Source organism: Pseudomonas sp. CP-1 (assembly GCF_021213715.1).
GTDB lineage: Bacteria > Pseudomonadota > Gammaproteobacteria > Pseudomonadales > Pseudomonadaceae > Pseudomonas > Pseudomonas aeruginosa.
Window position 1 is genome coordinate 74225 of sequence record NZ_JAJQKY010000009.1, and the last position, 15014, is coordinate 89238.

The window sequence follows — 15014 nt, forward strand, 5'->3', positions numbered from 1 at the left end:
ATTAGCGAACCATGAGCGAGAACAACACCCCCAGCCCTGCCAACGGAACCCCTGCGCCCGCCGCTGCGCGCACCCGAAGCGCCCTGTGGCCGGTGCTGGGGATCGTCGCCGCGCTGGCCGCCGGCGGTGTGCTGGCCTGGCAGATGGGCTGGCTGGAGCGGCTCGGCGGAGGGCGCCCGGCCGAAGAGGACCTCGGCCAGCCGATCGGCGCTCAGGCACCCGCGGACGCCGACGCGCCGCGTGCCTACCGTGACCTGCGCAAGCCCGACGCGCTGATCGAGAGCGTGTCGCTGAGCCGCCTGCCGAAGGAAATCCTCGAGGTGCCGTTGCTGCGCGATACCCTGACCGAGGACTTCGTTTTCTATTACGAGAACAATGGCGACCGCCTTGGCCTGACCGGTACGTTGCGGCGGATCATCTACGAGCACGACCTGACCCTGAAGGACAGCCTGGTCGAGGAACTGCTCGACCAACCGGCCCAGGTCGCCCTCTGGCGCGGCGCCGACGGCCGCCTGCGCGACTTCGTGGTGGTGCTCAAGCGCGGCGGCCTGGCGCGAGTGCTCGAGCCGCTGGCCCATATCGCCGCCGACGACCAGCAGTTGCGCAAGGTCGGCGAGCTGGCGGGAACCTCGGTCTATCGCCTGCGCTACGGCAACGACAAGGCGATGCTGTTCCTGTCCAAGGGCGACCGGCTGTTGTTGCTGTCGAACCCACGGATGCTCTTCGACGATGGTGGCGAGAGCGACGACAGCCCGCTGAACGCTCCGGCCAGCGAAGACCTGGAGGCACTGCTCGACGGCGACGAACTGTTCCCCGAGCGCTTCGGCCTGCCGGGCCGCGGCGAGCTGCGCCAGCGCATCACCCTCAATGCCAGCGTCCTGGCCATGGGCTACCAGCGCTTCATCCCGAGCTTTGCCGGGGTGCGCTTCGAGAAGGGCGAGCAGGGCTGGAGCAGCTACCTGGCGCTGAACGAGGTGGAACGTCAGCCGCCGCTGGACTTCGCCCCGGTCTGGCAGGCCATGCCGATGGGTGCCAGCGCCTGCGTGGCGCTGCCGGTCACCCCCGGCCTGTACGGGGTGATGCTGGAGCGCCTGGGGGCCGAGCAGAAGATGGCCCAGGCCTTCTCCGAGCATCTCAGCGGCGCCGCCGGTCTCTGCTGGTACGCCAGTTCGCGGCTGCATTCGCCGCTGCTGGTGGGCCAGTTGAGCGCGCCGGCCAGTGCCGAACTCGACGACGAGCTGGGCAAGCTGTTCGGCCGTGTGATCGGCGCGAAGGAAGCCAAGGTCGAGGGTGGCAGCTTCCCGGTGGAAGACCGGGTGGATGGCCAGACCCGCCGCTGGACCCGCCAGGTCAGCTCGAACTTCGGCGCCTATCCGGCCAGCCAGGCGGACAACCCGGACAGCATCAGCGGCCGCGCGTTCTTCCGCATCGGCATGGCGCGCCATGGCCAGACCCTGCTGTTCTCCCTCGACGACCAGTTGCTCGGCAAGGCCCTGGACACCCTCGACAAGCGCTATCCGCCGCTCGCCGAGGTGTTGCCGAAGGATGCGCTGGTACCGGCCTACCTGGCGCCGCAGCCGCTCTCCGAACTGCTGCAACGGGAAACCCTCGACAGCCTGCCGCAGGACATGGAGCCGGTATTCCGCAATGCCGCCGACACCTACCTGATGCCGCGCCTGAAAACCCTCGCCGGCAAGGGCAGCTACGCCCTTGGCCTGCCTGCCGGAAGCCAGGCCAACGCACCGTGGCAATGGCTGCCGCTGGAATGGCGGTCGCTGTGAGACGCCTGACTGCCTTCGGCCTGGTGCTGCTCCTGCTGGCCAGCGGCGGTGCCCGCGGCGAGCCCCCGGTAGCGCTCGACCCGCAGCAATCGCAGGTATTCCGCGCCTGGTTCGTGCGCATCGCCCAGGAACAGTTGCGCCAAGGGCCGAGTCCGCGCTGGCACCAGCAGGACTGCGCCGGCCTGGTGCGCTTCGCCGCCAACGAGGCGCTGAAAGTCCACGATGGCAAGTGGCTGCGCGCCAACGGCCTGTCCAACCGCTACCTGCCCCCGGAGCTGGCGCTCAGTCCCGAGCAACGGCGCCTGGCGCAGAACTGGCAGCAGGGTGGCGGCCAGGTCGGGCCCTACGTGAATGCGATCAAGCTGGTGCAGTTCAACAGTCGGCTGGTCGGCCGCGACCTCAACCAGGCGCGCCCCGGCGACCTGATGTTCTACGACCAGGGCGACGACCAGCACCTGATGATCTGGATGGGCCGCTCCATCGCCTATCACACCGGCAGCAGCACCCCGACCGATAACGGCATGCGCTCGGTCAGCCTGCAACAACTCATGACATGGAAGGACACCCGATGGATCCCCGACGAATCCAATCCCAACTTTATCGGCATCTATCGGCTGGCTTTCCTCTCTCAATGAATCGCGCCCCAGTGAAGACCACAGCAATGAGCAACCTGCGCCGTTTCAGCCGTAGCCTGGCGGTCGCCGCCCTGGTCCTGCTGCCGTTCGCCGCCGTCCAGGCGGAAGACACGGTGGAACCGAGCGGCTACACGCCGATGGCCGGCGAATCCTTCTTCCTGCTCGCCGACAGCAGCTTCGCCACCGACGAGGAAGCGCGGGTCCGTCTCGAAGCGCCCGGCCGCGACTACCGGCGCTACCGCATGGAGCCCTATGGCGGGGTCGACGTGCGCCTGTACCGGATCGAACAGCCGCTGGAGTTCCTCAAGCGGCAGAAGAACCTGCACCGGGTCCTGGCCGAGGGACAGTTCAAGGGCGAAGGCCTGTCGAACACCCTGGCCTATCTCTGGGACAACTGGTATCGCAAGTCGCGCCGGGTGATGCAGCGCGCCTTCTCCTACGAGTCGCGGCAACAGGTCACCGAGGCGGTGCCCGAGCTGAAGATGGGCAACGCCATGACCGCGCCGACGCCCTACGACGCGCAGCCGCAATACGCGCCGATTCCCGGCCTGCCGCTGGTCAGCCAGTTCCGCTATCCGCTGTGGGACGCCAAGCCCATCGAGCCGCCGCAGGACGTCAAGCTGGCCGGTTCCTCCAGCGAGTTCATCAACGTCGTGCCGGGCAATGTCTACATCCCGCTGGGCAAGCTGAAGCCGGGCCTCTACCTGGTCGAGGCGCTGGTCGGCAAGTACCGCGCCACCACCGTGGTGTTCGTCTCCAACAGCGTGGCGGTGAGCAAGGTCGCCGGCGACGAGCTGCTGGTCTGGACCGCACGCAAGCACGAAGGCACCCCGGTGCCCGACACCAAGGTGCTGTGGACCGACGGCCTGGGCGTGATGAGCAGCGGCAATACCGACGCCGACGGCCTGCTGCGGCTCAAGCACGCCAGTCCGGAGCGCTCCTACGTGATCGGCGAGGACCGCGAGGGTGGGGTCTTCGTCTCCGAGAACTTCTATTACGACAGCGAGATCTACGACACCAAGATCTACGCCTTCACCGACCGCCCGCTGTACCGGCCGGGCGACTGGGTCTCGTTGAAGATGGTCGGCCGCGAGTTCAAGGACGCCCGTCAATCCCAGGCCGCCGCCAGCGCGCCGGTGCGCCTGAGCGTGATCGACGCAAGCGGCACGGTATTGCAAAGCCTGGACCTCCGCTTCGACGCGAAGAGCGGCGCCAATGGCCGCTTCCAACTGCCGGAGAACGCCGTCGCCGGCGGCTACGAGTTGCGCTTCGACTACCGCGGGCAGACCTACAGCAGCGCCTTCCGCGTCGCCGAATACATCAAGCCGCACTTCGAAGTCTCCCTCGACCTGGCCAAGCCGGACTTCAAGACCGCCGAGCCGGTGAAGGGCGAGATCGTCCTGCTCTATCCGGACGGCAAGCCGGTGGCCAACGCGCGCCTGCAACTGAGCCTGCGCGCCCAGCAGTTGTCGATGGTGGACAACGAACTGCAGTATCTCGGCCAGTTCCCGGTGGAACTGAGCAGCACCGAACTGACCACCGACGGCAAGGGCCGCGCCGCCATCGAATTGCCGCCGGCCGAGAAACCCAGCCGCTACATGCTGACCATCTTCGCCAGCGACGGCGCCGCCTACCGGGTCAAGACCAGCAAGGAGATCCTCATCGAGCGTGGTGCCGCGCGCTACCGCCTGAGCGCGCCGCAGCGCTTCAGCGCCGCCGGCGAGAAGGTCGAGTTCAGCTATGCCAGCGAACAGCCGACCCCGCTCAAGCCGAGCAGCTACCAGTGGATCCGCCTGGAGGACCGCGCCACCGACAGCGGTCCGGTTGCCGACGGCCGCTTCGCACTGGCCTTCGAGCGTCCCGGTACCTATTCCGTGGAGCTGCGCGACGACAAGGGCCAGCTCCTTGGCGCTACCGGCCACTCGGTGAGCGGCGAGGGCGTGAAGTCGGTGCCGGGCACCGTCGAGGTGGTGTTCGACAAGCCCGAGTACCGCACCGGCGAGGAAGCTTCCGCACTGATCACCTTCCCCGAGCCGGTGGAGGATGCACTGTTGTCCCTGGAGCGCGACAAGGTCGAGGCCACCGCCCTGCTGTCCAAGGGCGCCGACTGGCTGCGCCTGGAAAAGCTCAATCCGACCCAGTACCGCGTGCGGATCCCGGTGCGCGAGGAGTTCTCGCCGAACCTGACCTTCTCGGTGCTCTACACCAAGGGCGGCGACTACAGCTTCCAGAACGCCGGGATCAAGGTCGGCATGCCCCAGGTGGAGATCGACATCGCCACCGACAAGGAGCGCTACGAACCGGGCGAGACGGTGACCGTGACCCTGGCCACGCGCTTCGCCGGCAAACCGGTTTCCAGCCACCTGACCGTCAGCGTGGTGGATGAGATGGTCTATGCCCTGCAGGCGGAGATCGCCCCCGGCATCGACCAGTTCTTCTACCATCCGCGGCGCAACAACGTGCGCACCAGCGCCAGCCTGGCCTTCATCAGCTACGACGTGGCGTTGCCCGGCAGCACCAGTGCACCCGGACGGGCGAACCGCAGCGAGCGCGGCGTCAAGGTACTGGAGCGGCCGCGCCGCGAGGACGTCGACACCGCCGCCTGGCAGCCGGAGCTGGTCACCGACGCCCAGGGCAAGGCCAGCTTCAGCTTCCGCATGCCCGACTCGCTGACCCGCTGGCGGATCACCGCACGGGCCATCGACGACAACGGCCAGGTCGGCCAGAAGAAGCAGTTCCTTCGCTCGGAGAAGCCGCTGTACCTGAAATGGAGCGGGCCGACCCGCTTCCGCCAGGGTGACCAGCCCGACCTCGGCCTGTTCGTCTTCAACCAGGGCGAACAGCCGGTCAAGGCCGAGCTGCTCAGCGGGCCGCCTGGCAGCCAGCGCAGCCAGCCCCTGGAGCTGGCCAAGGGAGTCAACTACATTCCGCTGGCGCAACAGCCGCTCAGCGATGGCGACTGGAGCGCCGAGCTGCGCCAGGACGGGCAGGTCCGCGACCGCCTGGCGGTGCGCTTCAACCTGCTGGCCGACGGCTGGCAGGTGGAGCAGGCGCAGAACCTCAGCCTGGCGGCGGCGAGCAACCCGTTGCAACTGCCGGCGGACGCCCGCGACGTACGCCTGCGCCTGGCCGATGGCCCGGCCGCGGCCTACCTGGGCAATCTCGATGATCTGCTGGAGTATCCCTACGGCGGCGTCGAGCAGACCGCCAGCCAACTGCTGCCGCTGAGCATCGCCTATCCGGCGCTGGCCGGCGGCGAGCCGCGGATTCGCGACCGCCTGCGCCTGATCATGCAGAACAGTCGCCTGCGCCTGGTGCAGATGGCTGGCCCGGACGCCTGGTTCGCCTGGTGGGGCGGCGACGTCGATGGCGACGCTTTCCTCACCGCCTACGCCTACTACGCCGATTGGTACGCCAGCCGCGCACTGGAGATCCAACTGCCAGCCGAACACTGGCAGCGCATCCTCGAGCCCTACGCCAAGCAGGCGACGCAGACCCCGCTGCTGCAGCGCGCGCTGATCCTGGCTTTCGCCCGCGATATGCAGTTGCCGGTGAACACCCTGCTCGGCGGCCTGCTCAACGATCTGGCCAACGCCGGCGAAGGGCAGGCGCGCGCGGAGCCGCTGGAGGCCGGCGACGGCCTGGTGCTGGGCGAGCCGGACTCGGCCGTCGGCCTGGCCGCGGCGCGAGTACTGGCGGTGGACCTGGCACGGCAACTGCGGGTTGCGGTGCCCGCGCCGCTGGCCGCCCAGGCCGAGACGGCGACGCAGCGCCTGCGTGAGGCCGGCTTGCCGTTTACTGATGCCTTGCTGGCCTCTCGCTCGGCCGTGGACGGCCAGCAGGCCAGCGCTCTGCTGCAACGCCTGGCGCCGGCGCAATCGACCCTGGAACGCGCCCTGGCCCTGACCTGGCTGCAGGGCGCCCTGGCCCAGGCGCCGCAGGGCAAGCTGCCGCAGCCGCCGAAGGACTGGCAGGCGCAGCGCGGCGCCACCGGCGAAACCTACTGGCAATGGCGCGGCCGCGGCATTCCGAGCTGGGTCGACCTGGACGAGGCGCCGGCCCGGCCGTTGCCGGTTGCGCTCAGCTACCGCAGCGCCCAGGCGCCGAGCGGGCAACTGCCGGTGCAGATCAGCCGTCGCCTGCTGCGCCTGGTGCCCGGCGAGGGGGCGTTCGAGTTCAAGGTCGAGGAGGTCGGCGACAAGCCGCTTTCCAGCGACGAACTGTATCTCGACGAAGTGACCCTGACCGTTCCGGAAGACACCGCTCTACGCTACGGCATGCTGGAACTGCCGCTGCCGCCCGGTGCGGATGTCGAGCGCACCACCTGGGGCATCAAGATCAGCGGCCTGGCCGGCGACGAGGCGACCACCCTGGAGCGCGCGCGCAACGAACCGGGCGAGCTGTTCTACGGAGTGCCGGTGGACAGCCTGAGTGGCGAGCAGCGTTTCCGTCACCTGGTGCGTTTCTCCCAGAAAGGCAGCTTCAACCTGCCACCGGCCCGCTACCTGCGTCTCTACGCGCCGGAACAGCAGGCCCTGGAAGCCAAGCCGGCGCTGGCCAAGGTCAAGGTCGAGTGATTGCGTTGCGCGCCTGGCTGGTCCTGCTGTGCGCCGTGCCGTTGCTGCTTCGCGCAGCGGAGGCGCCGGTCCAGCTGGCCTGGCGCACGACCCAGGGCTACGAACTGGTGAGCCTGGATCACCAGCGGGTGCTCGAGCGCCGGCCGTTGCCGGCCGATTTGCAGGCTCCGCTGGGCAGCCTGTGGAAACTGTTCGTCTTCGCCTGGCTGAGCGACACCGGCCAGGCCGAGCCGCCCTATGCCTGCCAGGGGCGCAGCCGTGAGGAGGTCTACTGCTGCGAGAATGGCCAGACGATCGGTCGTGACCGCGCCCTGGTGCGCTCCTGCGGGCTGTATTTCGAGCCGCAGCGCCTCGCCTTGCGGCCGGAGGCCTGGCGCGGCTACTGGCAGGCGCGCCAGGCACCGGCCTGGTTGCTCGATCTGGAACGGCTGCAACCGCAGACGCGGGTGCCGGTTAAGGAGCTTCTGGAACAGTTGCAGCGACTACCGGCCCAGGGCGAGGCGCGGCGGGTACTGCTCGACGTGGCGTTGCAGGCCGGCGACGGCCATGCCGTGGCCAGCCTTGGCGGCCGCCTGCGGGTGAAGACCTGGAGCTGGCTCGACGACCATGACCCGCAGGCGCGCCAGGGCGGTTTCGCTGGCTGGCTGGTCGATGGAACGCCGCTCTGGCTCGGCGGCCCGGGAACCAGCAAGGTGATCCTGGACCGCTACGCCGAGGTGCTCGGGCGCTTCCTGCCGAGTCCGTGGCCGGCCGATCCGGGCCGTTGCGTGGAAGTGAACCTGTTCAGCCGCTATCCACTGCGCTCGGTCAGCGATCCTGCCGGCCACCCGGCCGCCGAAGGCCTGCTGCATGGTCCGCAGCAAGTGCTCTTCACCAACGGCAATCGCCTGGATATCGCCAGCGCCGGCGACCTGTTCCTGCAGCGGGTGGATGGCGTGCCGCGCCTGGTCGCGCGGGTTTCGCGCGAAGAGTACGTGGCGCGGGTGCTGGAGCGCGAAGCCTCGGCGCAGCCGAAGGAAGCCGCTCGCGCGCTGGCGGTGACCATTCGCACCTATCTGTTGCAAAACGCCGCGCCGCGCGGCGAATGCCTGGCCATCGATGACAGCAGCCAGCGCCAGCGCGTGGCGCCGCGCCCGGCCAGCGCGCAGACGCGGCGGATCGCCGCCTGGAGCGCCGACCTGGTGCTGGCCGGGGCGACCGTCAACTATCACTCCGACCAGCCTGGCCCGGCGCGTCTGTCCTGGAAGCACGCGGTGGAGCAAGCCGGGCAGGGACTGGGCTACGACAGCATCCTCGCCCAGGCTTTCCCGCGCAGCAGCCTGAGCCGCTGGGACAACCCGGTGGCCGCCTGCCAGCCGTTGCCGGCCGCCGAAGACTGGCTGCGCAAGCAGTGCCGGCAGTGGCGCGAGCGCCTCGACCGCGAGCCCGGCTACGAGGAGATTCCGAGTTTTTCCGTGTGCCGCCTGGCTTCCGGGCGGCCCTATGTCGATCGCGAGCGCGAACGCATCTTCGTCCGCGGCCTGTATTCCCTACAGGAACGCCTGGACCTCACCCACGAATACCTGCACCTGGCCTTCCGCGCCCATCCCAGCGGCCAGGACGAAAACTATGTCGAAAGCCTGGCCCGGCGCCTGCTACTGGAATGACTCCATGAACCGAATGTCCCTTGCCGCCCTGCTCAGTTGCGTTCCCCTCGTCGCCTGGGCGGACAACCCCGTGAAACTGGATACGCCGGTCTCCGGCTGGCGTGCCGGCGACGGTTCCGCCGCCAATTACCGGCAGGTGGTGAACTACCCGGCGTCCTCGGTCAACGTCGCCGCCGACCAGGCGACCACCGCGCGCATTCGCGGCGCGATCGAGAGCCAGCCCAAGGACCGCCCGGCGACGCTGGTGGTGAACGGTGTGAGCATGCCGCTGAAGGTGGACGCCGATGGCAGCTTCGACCGCCCGTTCGCCTTCCCGTCCGGCAGCAACAGCGTCGAGGTGCGCAACGCCGCCGGGCAGTCGCGACGGGTCCAGTTCTATCACGGTGGCGGCGGCGGGGAAGTGCCGGCCAAGCTGCGCGTGCTGCTGTCCTGGGACAGTGACAACACCGACCTCGACCTGCACCTGGTGACCCCGGACGGCGACCATGTCTGGTATGGCAATCGTTCGCTGGCCAACGGCGCGACCCTGGATGTCGACGTCACCACCGGCTACGGCCCGGAAATCATCGCCACGCCTACGCCGCAGAAGGGGCCCTACCTGGTCTACGTCAACTACTTCGGCGGTGGCTACGGCAGCAGCGAGGATGGCGCCGAACAGGCCGCCCAGGACCTGACCACGGCGCGCATCACCCTGGTCACCGAAGAGGGCACGCCGAACGAGAAACAGGAAACCTTCCTGGTGCCGATGCGCAAGCCTGGCGAGCTGACGCTGGTGAAGCGCTTCAGTTATCCGTAGGCGGCTGCGCTCGGTCCCATAGTGCGGATAACGCCCCTGGCGTTATTCGCCGTCGCTCAGGCATCGGTGTTATCAACCCGTGGCCTGACGGCGGCGCTCATGCCGCTGCGAATGGCTCCTGGGCTCAGGCGGGCTGTTCGCCCTGCCAGGTATCGATCGCTTCCTGCGCCGCACGGAACGCATCGATCGCCGCCGGCACCCCGGCATAGACCGCGCAGTGCAGCAGTGCCTCGCGGATTTCCTCCACCGTGCAGCCGTTGTTCAGCGCACCGCGCACGTGCCCCTTGAGTTCCTGCGGGCATTTCAGGGCGGTCAGGGCGGCCAGGGTGATCAGGCTGCGGGTCTTGCGCGGCAGCGCCTCGCGGGCCCAGACCGAGCCCCAGGCATGCTCGTTGACGAAGTCCTGCAATGGCTGGGTGAAGGCGGTGGCGTTGCCCATGGCGCGCTCGACGAAGGCGTCGCCCATGACTTCACGTCGGATCTCCAGGCCGGTCTTGCCTTGTTCGCTCATCGGAAGGTTCCTGTCGTGGGTAGAAGGTGGCTCAATCCAGCGACTCTATCCGAACCGGCGCCACGCCGCTGCGGATCATACCCAGGCCTTCGGCGGCCTTGCGCGATACATCGATGATCCGTCCGCGGCGGAACGGCCCGCGATCGTTGATCCGCACCACCACGCTGCGGCGGTTGTCGAGGTTGGTTACCCGCACGCGGGTACCGAACGGCAACGTGCGGTGGGCAGCGGTCATTGCGTTGGGGTTGTAGCGCTCGCCGCTGGCGGTACGCAGGCCTGCGTGGCGGCTGCCATAGTAGGAGGCTTCGCCGGTATCCGCGGAACCGCTGCCGGCGAGGCTGGAGCAGCCGGCGAGGAACAGGGGCAGGACGGCGAGGGCGAGGCGCGCGGCGGCGGATGGGGTGGGCATGGACAACAGGCTCCTGGCGGACAAGAAGACGCCGGGCGAACCCGGCGTCTGGCTTTGACTCACGCTTCGAGCTTTTTCTTCAGCAACTCGTTCACCTGCTGCGGGTTGGCCTTGCCTTTCGAGGCCTTCATCGCCTGGCCGACGAAGAAGCCGAACATCTTGCCGCGCTTGGCCTCGTCGGCGGCGCGGTACTGCTCGACCTGCTCGGCGTTGGCCGCCAGCACCTCGTCGAGCATCTTCTCGATGGCGCCACTGTCGGTGACCTGCTTCAGGCCCTTGGCCTCGATGATCTGGTCGGCGGAACCCTCGCCGTTGGCCATGGCTTCGAAGACCATCTTGGCGATCTTGCCGGAGATGGTGTTGTCCTTGATGCGCAGGATCATGCCGCCCAGTTGCTCGGCGGACACCGGAGACTGCTCGATCTCCAGGCCGTCCTTGTTGAGCAGGCTGCCCAGCTCGACCATCACCCAGTTGGCCGCCAGCTTGGCGTCGCCGCAGATACCCTGGACCTTCTCGAAGTAGTCGGCCATCTCGCGGCTGGCGGACAGCACGCTGGCATCGTAGGCGGACAGGCCGTACTGGCTCTCGAAGCGTTCGCGCTTCTGCACCGGCAGTTCCGGCAGTTGCTCGCGCAGCTTCGCCAGGTACTCGGGTTCGATGACCACCGGCAGCAGGTCGGGACAGGGGAAGTAACGGTAGTCGTTGGCTTCTTCCTTGCCGCGCATGGAGCGGGTCTCGTCCTTGTTCGGGTCGTACAGGCGGGTTTCCTGGACCACCTTGCCGCCGTCCTCGATCAGCTCGATCTGGCGCTGGATCTCATGGTTGATCGCCTTCTCGATGAAGCGGAAGGAGTTGACGTTCTTGATCTCGGCGCGGGTGCCGAATTCGGCCTGGCCCTTCGGTCGCACCGAGACGTTGCAGTCGCAGCGCAGCGAGCCCTCGGCCATGTTGCCGTCGCAGATGCCCAGGTAGCGCACCAGGGCGTGGATCGCCTTGACGTAGGCCACGGCTTCCTTGGCGCTGCGGATATCCGGCTCGGAAACGATCTCCAGCAGCGGTGTGCCGGCGCGGTTCAGGTCGATGCCGCTCATGCCCTGGAAGTCTTCGTGCAGGCTCTTGCCGGCGTCCTCCTCCAGGTGCGCGCGGGTGATGCCGATGCGCTTGGTGGTGCCGTCTTCCAGGGTGATGTCGAGGTGGCCCTTGCCGACGATGGGATGGTCCATCTGGCTGGTCTGGTAGCCCTTCGGCAGGTCAGGGTAGAAGTAGTTCTTGCGGGCGAACACGTTCTGCCGGTCGATCCGTGCGTCGATCGCCAGGCCGAACAGGCAGGCCATGCGTACGGCCTCCTCGTTTAGCACCGGCAGGGTGCCCGGCATGGCCAGGTCGACCAGGCTGGCCTGGGTATTCGGCGCGGCGCCGAAGGCGGTCGAGCTGCCGGAGAAGATCTTCGATTGGGTGGCGAGCTGTGCGTGGATTTCCAGCCCGATCACGGTTTCCCATTGCATGTGGTGTTCCTCAATCCTTCTGTGCCTGCGCAGTCCCGCTGCCGACCCTGCGGGTCGCCCTCTCCGCGCCGGGAGAGGGGAGGGGACTGCGTGGCGTTGCCATGGCTTAGAAGCCGGCCGGGGTGCGGGTGTGCCAGTCGCTGACCTGCTGGTACTGGTGCGCGACGTTGAGCAGGCGACCTTCCTGGAAGTAGGGCGCGAGCAACTGGACACCCACCGGCAGGCCGTCGACGAAGCCGGCGGGCATGGACAGCCCCGGCAGGCCGGCGAGGTTGGCGGTGATGGTGTAGATGTCTTCCAGGTACTGGGAAACCGGGTCGTCGTTCTTCTCGCCGATCTTCCAGGCCGGGTTCGGCGTGGTCGGGCCGAGGATCACGTCCACTTCGGCAAAGGCGCTGACGAAGTCGTTCTTGATCAGCCGGCGAATCTTCTGAGCCTGCAGGTAATAGGCATCGTAGTAGCCGGCCGACAGTGCGTAGGTGCCGACCATGATGCGGTTCTTCACTTCGCTGCCGAAGCCTTCCGCGCGCGAGCGCTTGTACAGGTCTTCCAGGTTCTGCGGGGCGTCGCAACGATAGCCATAGCGCACACCGTCGAAGCGCGACAGGTTGGAGGACGCCTCGGCCGGCGCGATCACGTAGTAGGCAGGGATGGCGTGCTGCATGTTCGGCAGGGAAATGTCCTTCACCGTGGCGCCGAGCGTCTTCAGCTCCTCGACCACGGCCAGTACCGCGTCGGCGATGCGGCTGTCGAGGCCGGCGCCGAAGTATTCCCGCGGCAGGCCGATGCGCAGGCCGCTCAGCGGCTTCTGCAGGGCGGCCAGGTAGTCGTCCACCGGCTGTTCGACGCTGGTCGAGTCCTTCGGATCGAATCCGGCCATCACCCCCAGCATCAGCGCGCAGTCCTCGGCGGTGCGCGCCAGCGGGCCGCCCTGGTCGAGGCTGGAGGCGTAGGCGATCATGCCCCAGCGGGAAACCCGGCCGTAGGTCGGCTTGATCCCGGTGAGGTTGGTCAGCGCCGCCGGCTGGCGGATCGAGCCGCCGGTATCGGTGCCGGTGGCGGCCGGCAGCAGGCGCGCGGCGACTGCCGCGGCGGAGCCGCCGGAGGAGCCGCCCGGCACGCGGTCGAGGCTCCAGGGGTTGTTCACCGCGCCGTAGTGGCTGGACTGGTTCGACGAGCCCATGGCGAATTCGTCCATGTTCAGCTTGCCGAGGGTAACGGCGCCGGCGGCGGCGAGCTTCTCGACCACGGTGGCGTCGTAGGGCGAGACGAAGTTGTCGAGCATCTTCGAACCGCAGCTGGTGCGTACGCCCTGGGTGCAGAACAGGTCCTTGTGGGCGATCGGCGCGCCGAGCAGGGCGCCGTTCTCGCCGTTGGCGCGCCGTTCGTCGGCTGCCTTGGCCTGGGCGATGGCCAGGTCGTCGGTGATGCTGATGAAGCTGTTGAGCTGGGGATCCAGCTGCCGGATGCGACCGAGCAGGGTGCGGGTCAGCTCTTCGGCGGAAAATTGCTTGTCGGCGAGGGCGCGGGCGATCTCGGCGAGGGTCAATTGATGCAGCATGTGTCCGCGTCCTTATGACTCGATGACTTTCGGAACCAGGTACAGACCTTCTTCCACGGCGGGGGCGATGGTCTGGTAGGCGTCGCGGTGATCGGTCTCGGTGACCGCGTCCGGACGCAGGCGCTGGGTGGCTTCCAGCGGGTGGGCAAGCGGTTCGACGCCGCTGGTGTCGACCGCCTGCATCTGGTCGATCAGGCCGAGGATGTTGTTCAGGGTCTCGGTGGTGCGCGGAAGATCGGCCTCGCTCAGGCCCAGGCGGGCGAGATGGGCGATTTTTTCCACGTCGGAGCGTTCAAGCGCCATCGGGAGTCTCCAGCAAAAGCGGCCTTGGAAGGGCGGCGGGGCGCCATGCGTTATATAAGGCAGGGAACGGATGCCGCGGTCGGCGGTCTAATTCCGCCTGGACGGGCCTTGTGGGGCCGGGAAAAGCCTGCAATTTAGCATATTGCCCGCCTTGCCCAAAATCCCCGTCGTTGTTAGAGTTTGCCGCACTTTTTTACCCGCGTATTTTTCACCCACGCTTCGCCTAGGGTTTCTTTCCCATGTTCAAAAAATTGCGTGGCATGTTTTCCAGCGATCTGTCGATCGACCTGGGTACTGCCAATACCCTTATTTATGTGCGCGAGCGCGGCATCGTCCTGAACGAACCGTCCGTGGTCGCCATTCGCAGCCATGGCAGCCAGAAGAGCGTCGTCGCCGTGGGCACCGAGGCCAAGCGCATGCTCGGCCGTACCCCGGGCAACATCGCCGCCATCCGTCCGATGAAAGACGGCGTGATCGCGGATTTCAGCGTCTGCGAGAAGATGCTGCAGTACTTCATCAACAAGGTTCACGAGAACAGCTTCCTGCAGCCCAGCCCGCGCGTGCTGATCTGCGTACCGTGCAAGTCCACCCAGGTTGAGCGCCGGGCCATCCGCGAATCCGCCCTGGGCGCCGGCGCCCGCGAGGTGTTCCTGATCGAAGAGCCGATGGCTGCCGCCATCGGCGCCGGCCTGCCGGTCGAGGAGGCCCGCGGCTCGATGGTCGTAGACATCGGCGGCGGCACTACCGAGATCGCCCTGATTTCCCTCAACGGCGTGGTCTACGCCGAATCCGTCCGCGTCGGCGGCGACCGCTTCGACGAAGCCATCGTCACCTACGTGCGCCGCAACTACGGCAGCCTGATCGGCGAATCCACCGCCGAGCGCATCAAGCAGGAGATCGGCACCGCCTTCCCGGGCGGCGACGTTCGCGAAGTCGACGTCCGCGGCCGTAACCTGGCCGAAGGCGTACCGCGCAGCTTCACCCTGAACTCCAACGAGGTCCTCGAGGCCCTGCAGGAGTCCCTGGCGACCATCGTCCAGGCGGTCAAGAGCGCCCTCGAGCAATCGCCGCCGGAGCTGGCCTCGGATATCGCCGAGCGCGGCCTGGTGCTGACTGGCGGTGGCGCGCTGCTGCGCGACCTGGACAAGCTGCTGGCACAGGAAACCGGCCTGCCGGTGATCGTCGCCGAGGAGCCGCTGACCTGCGTGGCTCGCGGCGGTGGCCGTGCGCTGGAGATGATGGACCGCCACTCCATGGACCTGCTCTCCACCGAGTAAGGTGGCGAGCATC

At 67.7% G+C, this 15014-nt stretch carries 11 protein-coding genes; 6 read left to right on the top strand and 5 right to left on the bottom strand.

The window, feature by feature from the left end:
- Positions 1 to 11: 11 nt before the first annotated feature.
- Genes LT948_RS18680 through LT948_RS18700 form a run of 5 tightly spaced genes read left to right on the top strand, consistent with a single transcriptional unit; the run spans position 12 to position 9435 of the window.
- The gene (locus tag LT948_RS18680; protein WP_004352865.1) at positions 12 to 1781 is read left to right on the top strand and encodes a DUF2138 domain-containing protein; all 1770 of its coding nucleotides are present in this window, start codon (positions 12 to 14) and stop codon (positions 1779 to 1781) included.
- Complete coding sequence (locus tag LT948_RS18685) at positions 1778 to 2416, top strand: DUF1175 domain-containing protein (RefSeq protein WP_073657472.1); 639 nt, start codon at positions 1778 to 1780, stop codon at positions 2414 to 2416. Before LT948_RS18680 ends, LT948_RS18685 begins: the two co-directional genes overlap by 4 nt.
- Positions 2417 to 2442: 26 nt before the next feature.
- Positions 2443 to 6993 (top strand): alpha-2-macroglobulin MagD, encoded by a 4551-nt coding sequence (magD, locus tag LT948_RS18690; RefSeq protein WP_031639950.1) that lies wholly within the window; start codon positions 2443 to 2445, stop codon positions 6991 to 6993.
- Positions 6990 to 8639: a YfaQ family protein gene (locus tag LT948_RS18695; RefSeq protein ID WP_073657471.1), complete on the top strand. Its 1650-nt coding sequence runs from the start codon at positions 6990 to 6992 to the stop codon at positions 8637 to 8639. Before magD ends, LT948_RS18695 begins: the two co-directional genes overlap by 4 nt.
- 4 nt (positions 8640 to 8643) lie before the next feature.
- Positions 8644 to 9435 (top strand): YfaP family protein, encoded by a 792-nt coding sequence (locus tag LT948_RS18700; protein ID WP_003116226.1) that lies wholly within the window; start codon positions 8644 to 8646, stop codon positions 9433 to 9435.
- A gap of 124 nt (positions 9436 to 9559) precedes the next feature.
- Here the strand turns inward: LT948_RS18700 and LT948_RS18705 are convergent, their stop codons facing one another.
- The 5 genes from LT948_RS18705 to gatC form a co-directional block, all read right to left on the bottom strand.
- Positions 9560 to 9946 carry a carboxymuconolactone decarboxylase family protein gene (locus LT948_RS18705; RefSeq protein ID WP_003094405.1) on the bottom strand — a complete coding sequence of 129 codons (387 nt, stop codon included), beginning with the start codon at positions 9944 to 9946 and terminating at the stop codon, positions 9560 to 9562.
- Positions 9947 to 9977: 31 nt separating this feature from the next.
- Entirely contained in the window at positions 9978 to 10355 is a 378-nt protein-coding gene (locus LT948_RS18710; RefSeq protein WP_003116225.1) for a septal ring lytic transglycosylase RlpA family protein, read from the bottom strand.
- Positions 10356 to 10414: 59 nt separating this feature from the next.
- Entirely contained in the window at positions 10415 to 11875 is a 1461-nt protein-coding gene (gene gatB, locus LT948_RS18715) for an Asp-tRNA(Asn)/Glu-tRNA(Gln) amidotransferase subunit GatB (protein WP_071536084.1), read from the bottom strand.
- A gap of 91 nt (positions 11876 to 11966) precedes the next feature.
- The gene (gatA, locus tag LT948_RS18720; RefSeq protein ID WP_003094399.1) at positions 11967 to 13421 is read right to left on the bottom strand and encodes an Asp-tRNA(Asn)/Glu-tRNA(Gln) amidotransferase subunit GatA; all 1455 of its coding nucleotides are present in this window, start codon (positions 13419 to 13421) and stop codon (positions 11967 to 11969) included.
- Positions 13422 to 13433: 12 nt separating this feature from the next.
- Entirely contained in the window at positions 13434 to 13724 is a 291-nt protein-coding gene (gatC, locus tag LT948_RS18725; RefSeq protein ID WP_003106543.1) for an Asp-tRNA(Asn)/Glu-tRNA(Gln) amidotransferase subunit GatC, read from the bottom strand.
- A 239-nt stretch (positions 13725 to 13963) separates the two neighbouring features.
- Here gatC and mreB point away from each other — a divergent pair, with 239 nt between their 5' ends.
- Positions 13964 to 15001 carry a rod shape-determining protein MreB gene (mreB, locus tag LT948_RS18730; RefSeq protein ID WP_003094393.1) on the top strand — a complete coding sequence of 346 codons (1038 nt, stop codon included), beginning with the start codon at positions 13964 to 13966 and terminating at the stop codon, positions 14999 to 15001.
- Positions 15002 to 15014: the final 13 nt, after the last annotated feature.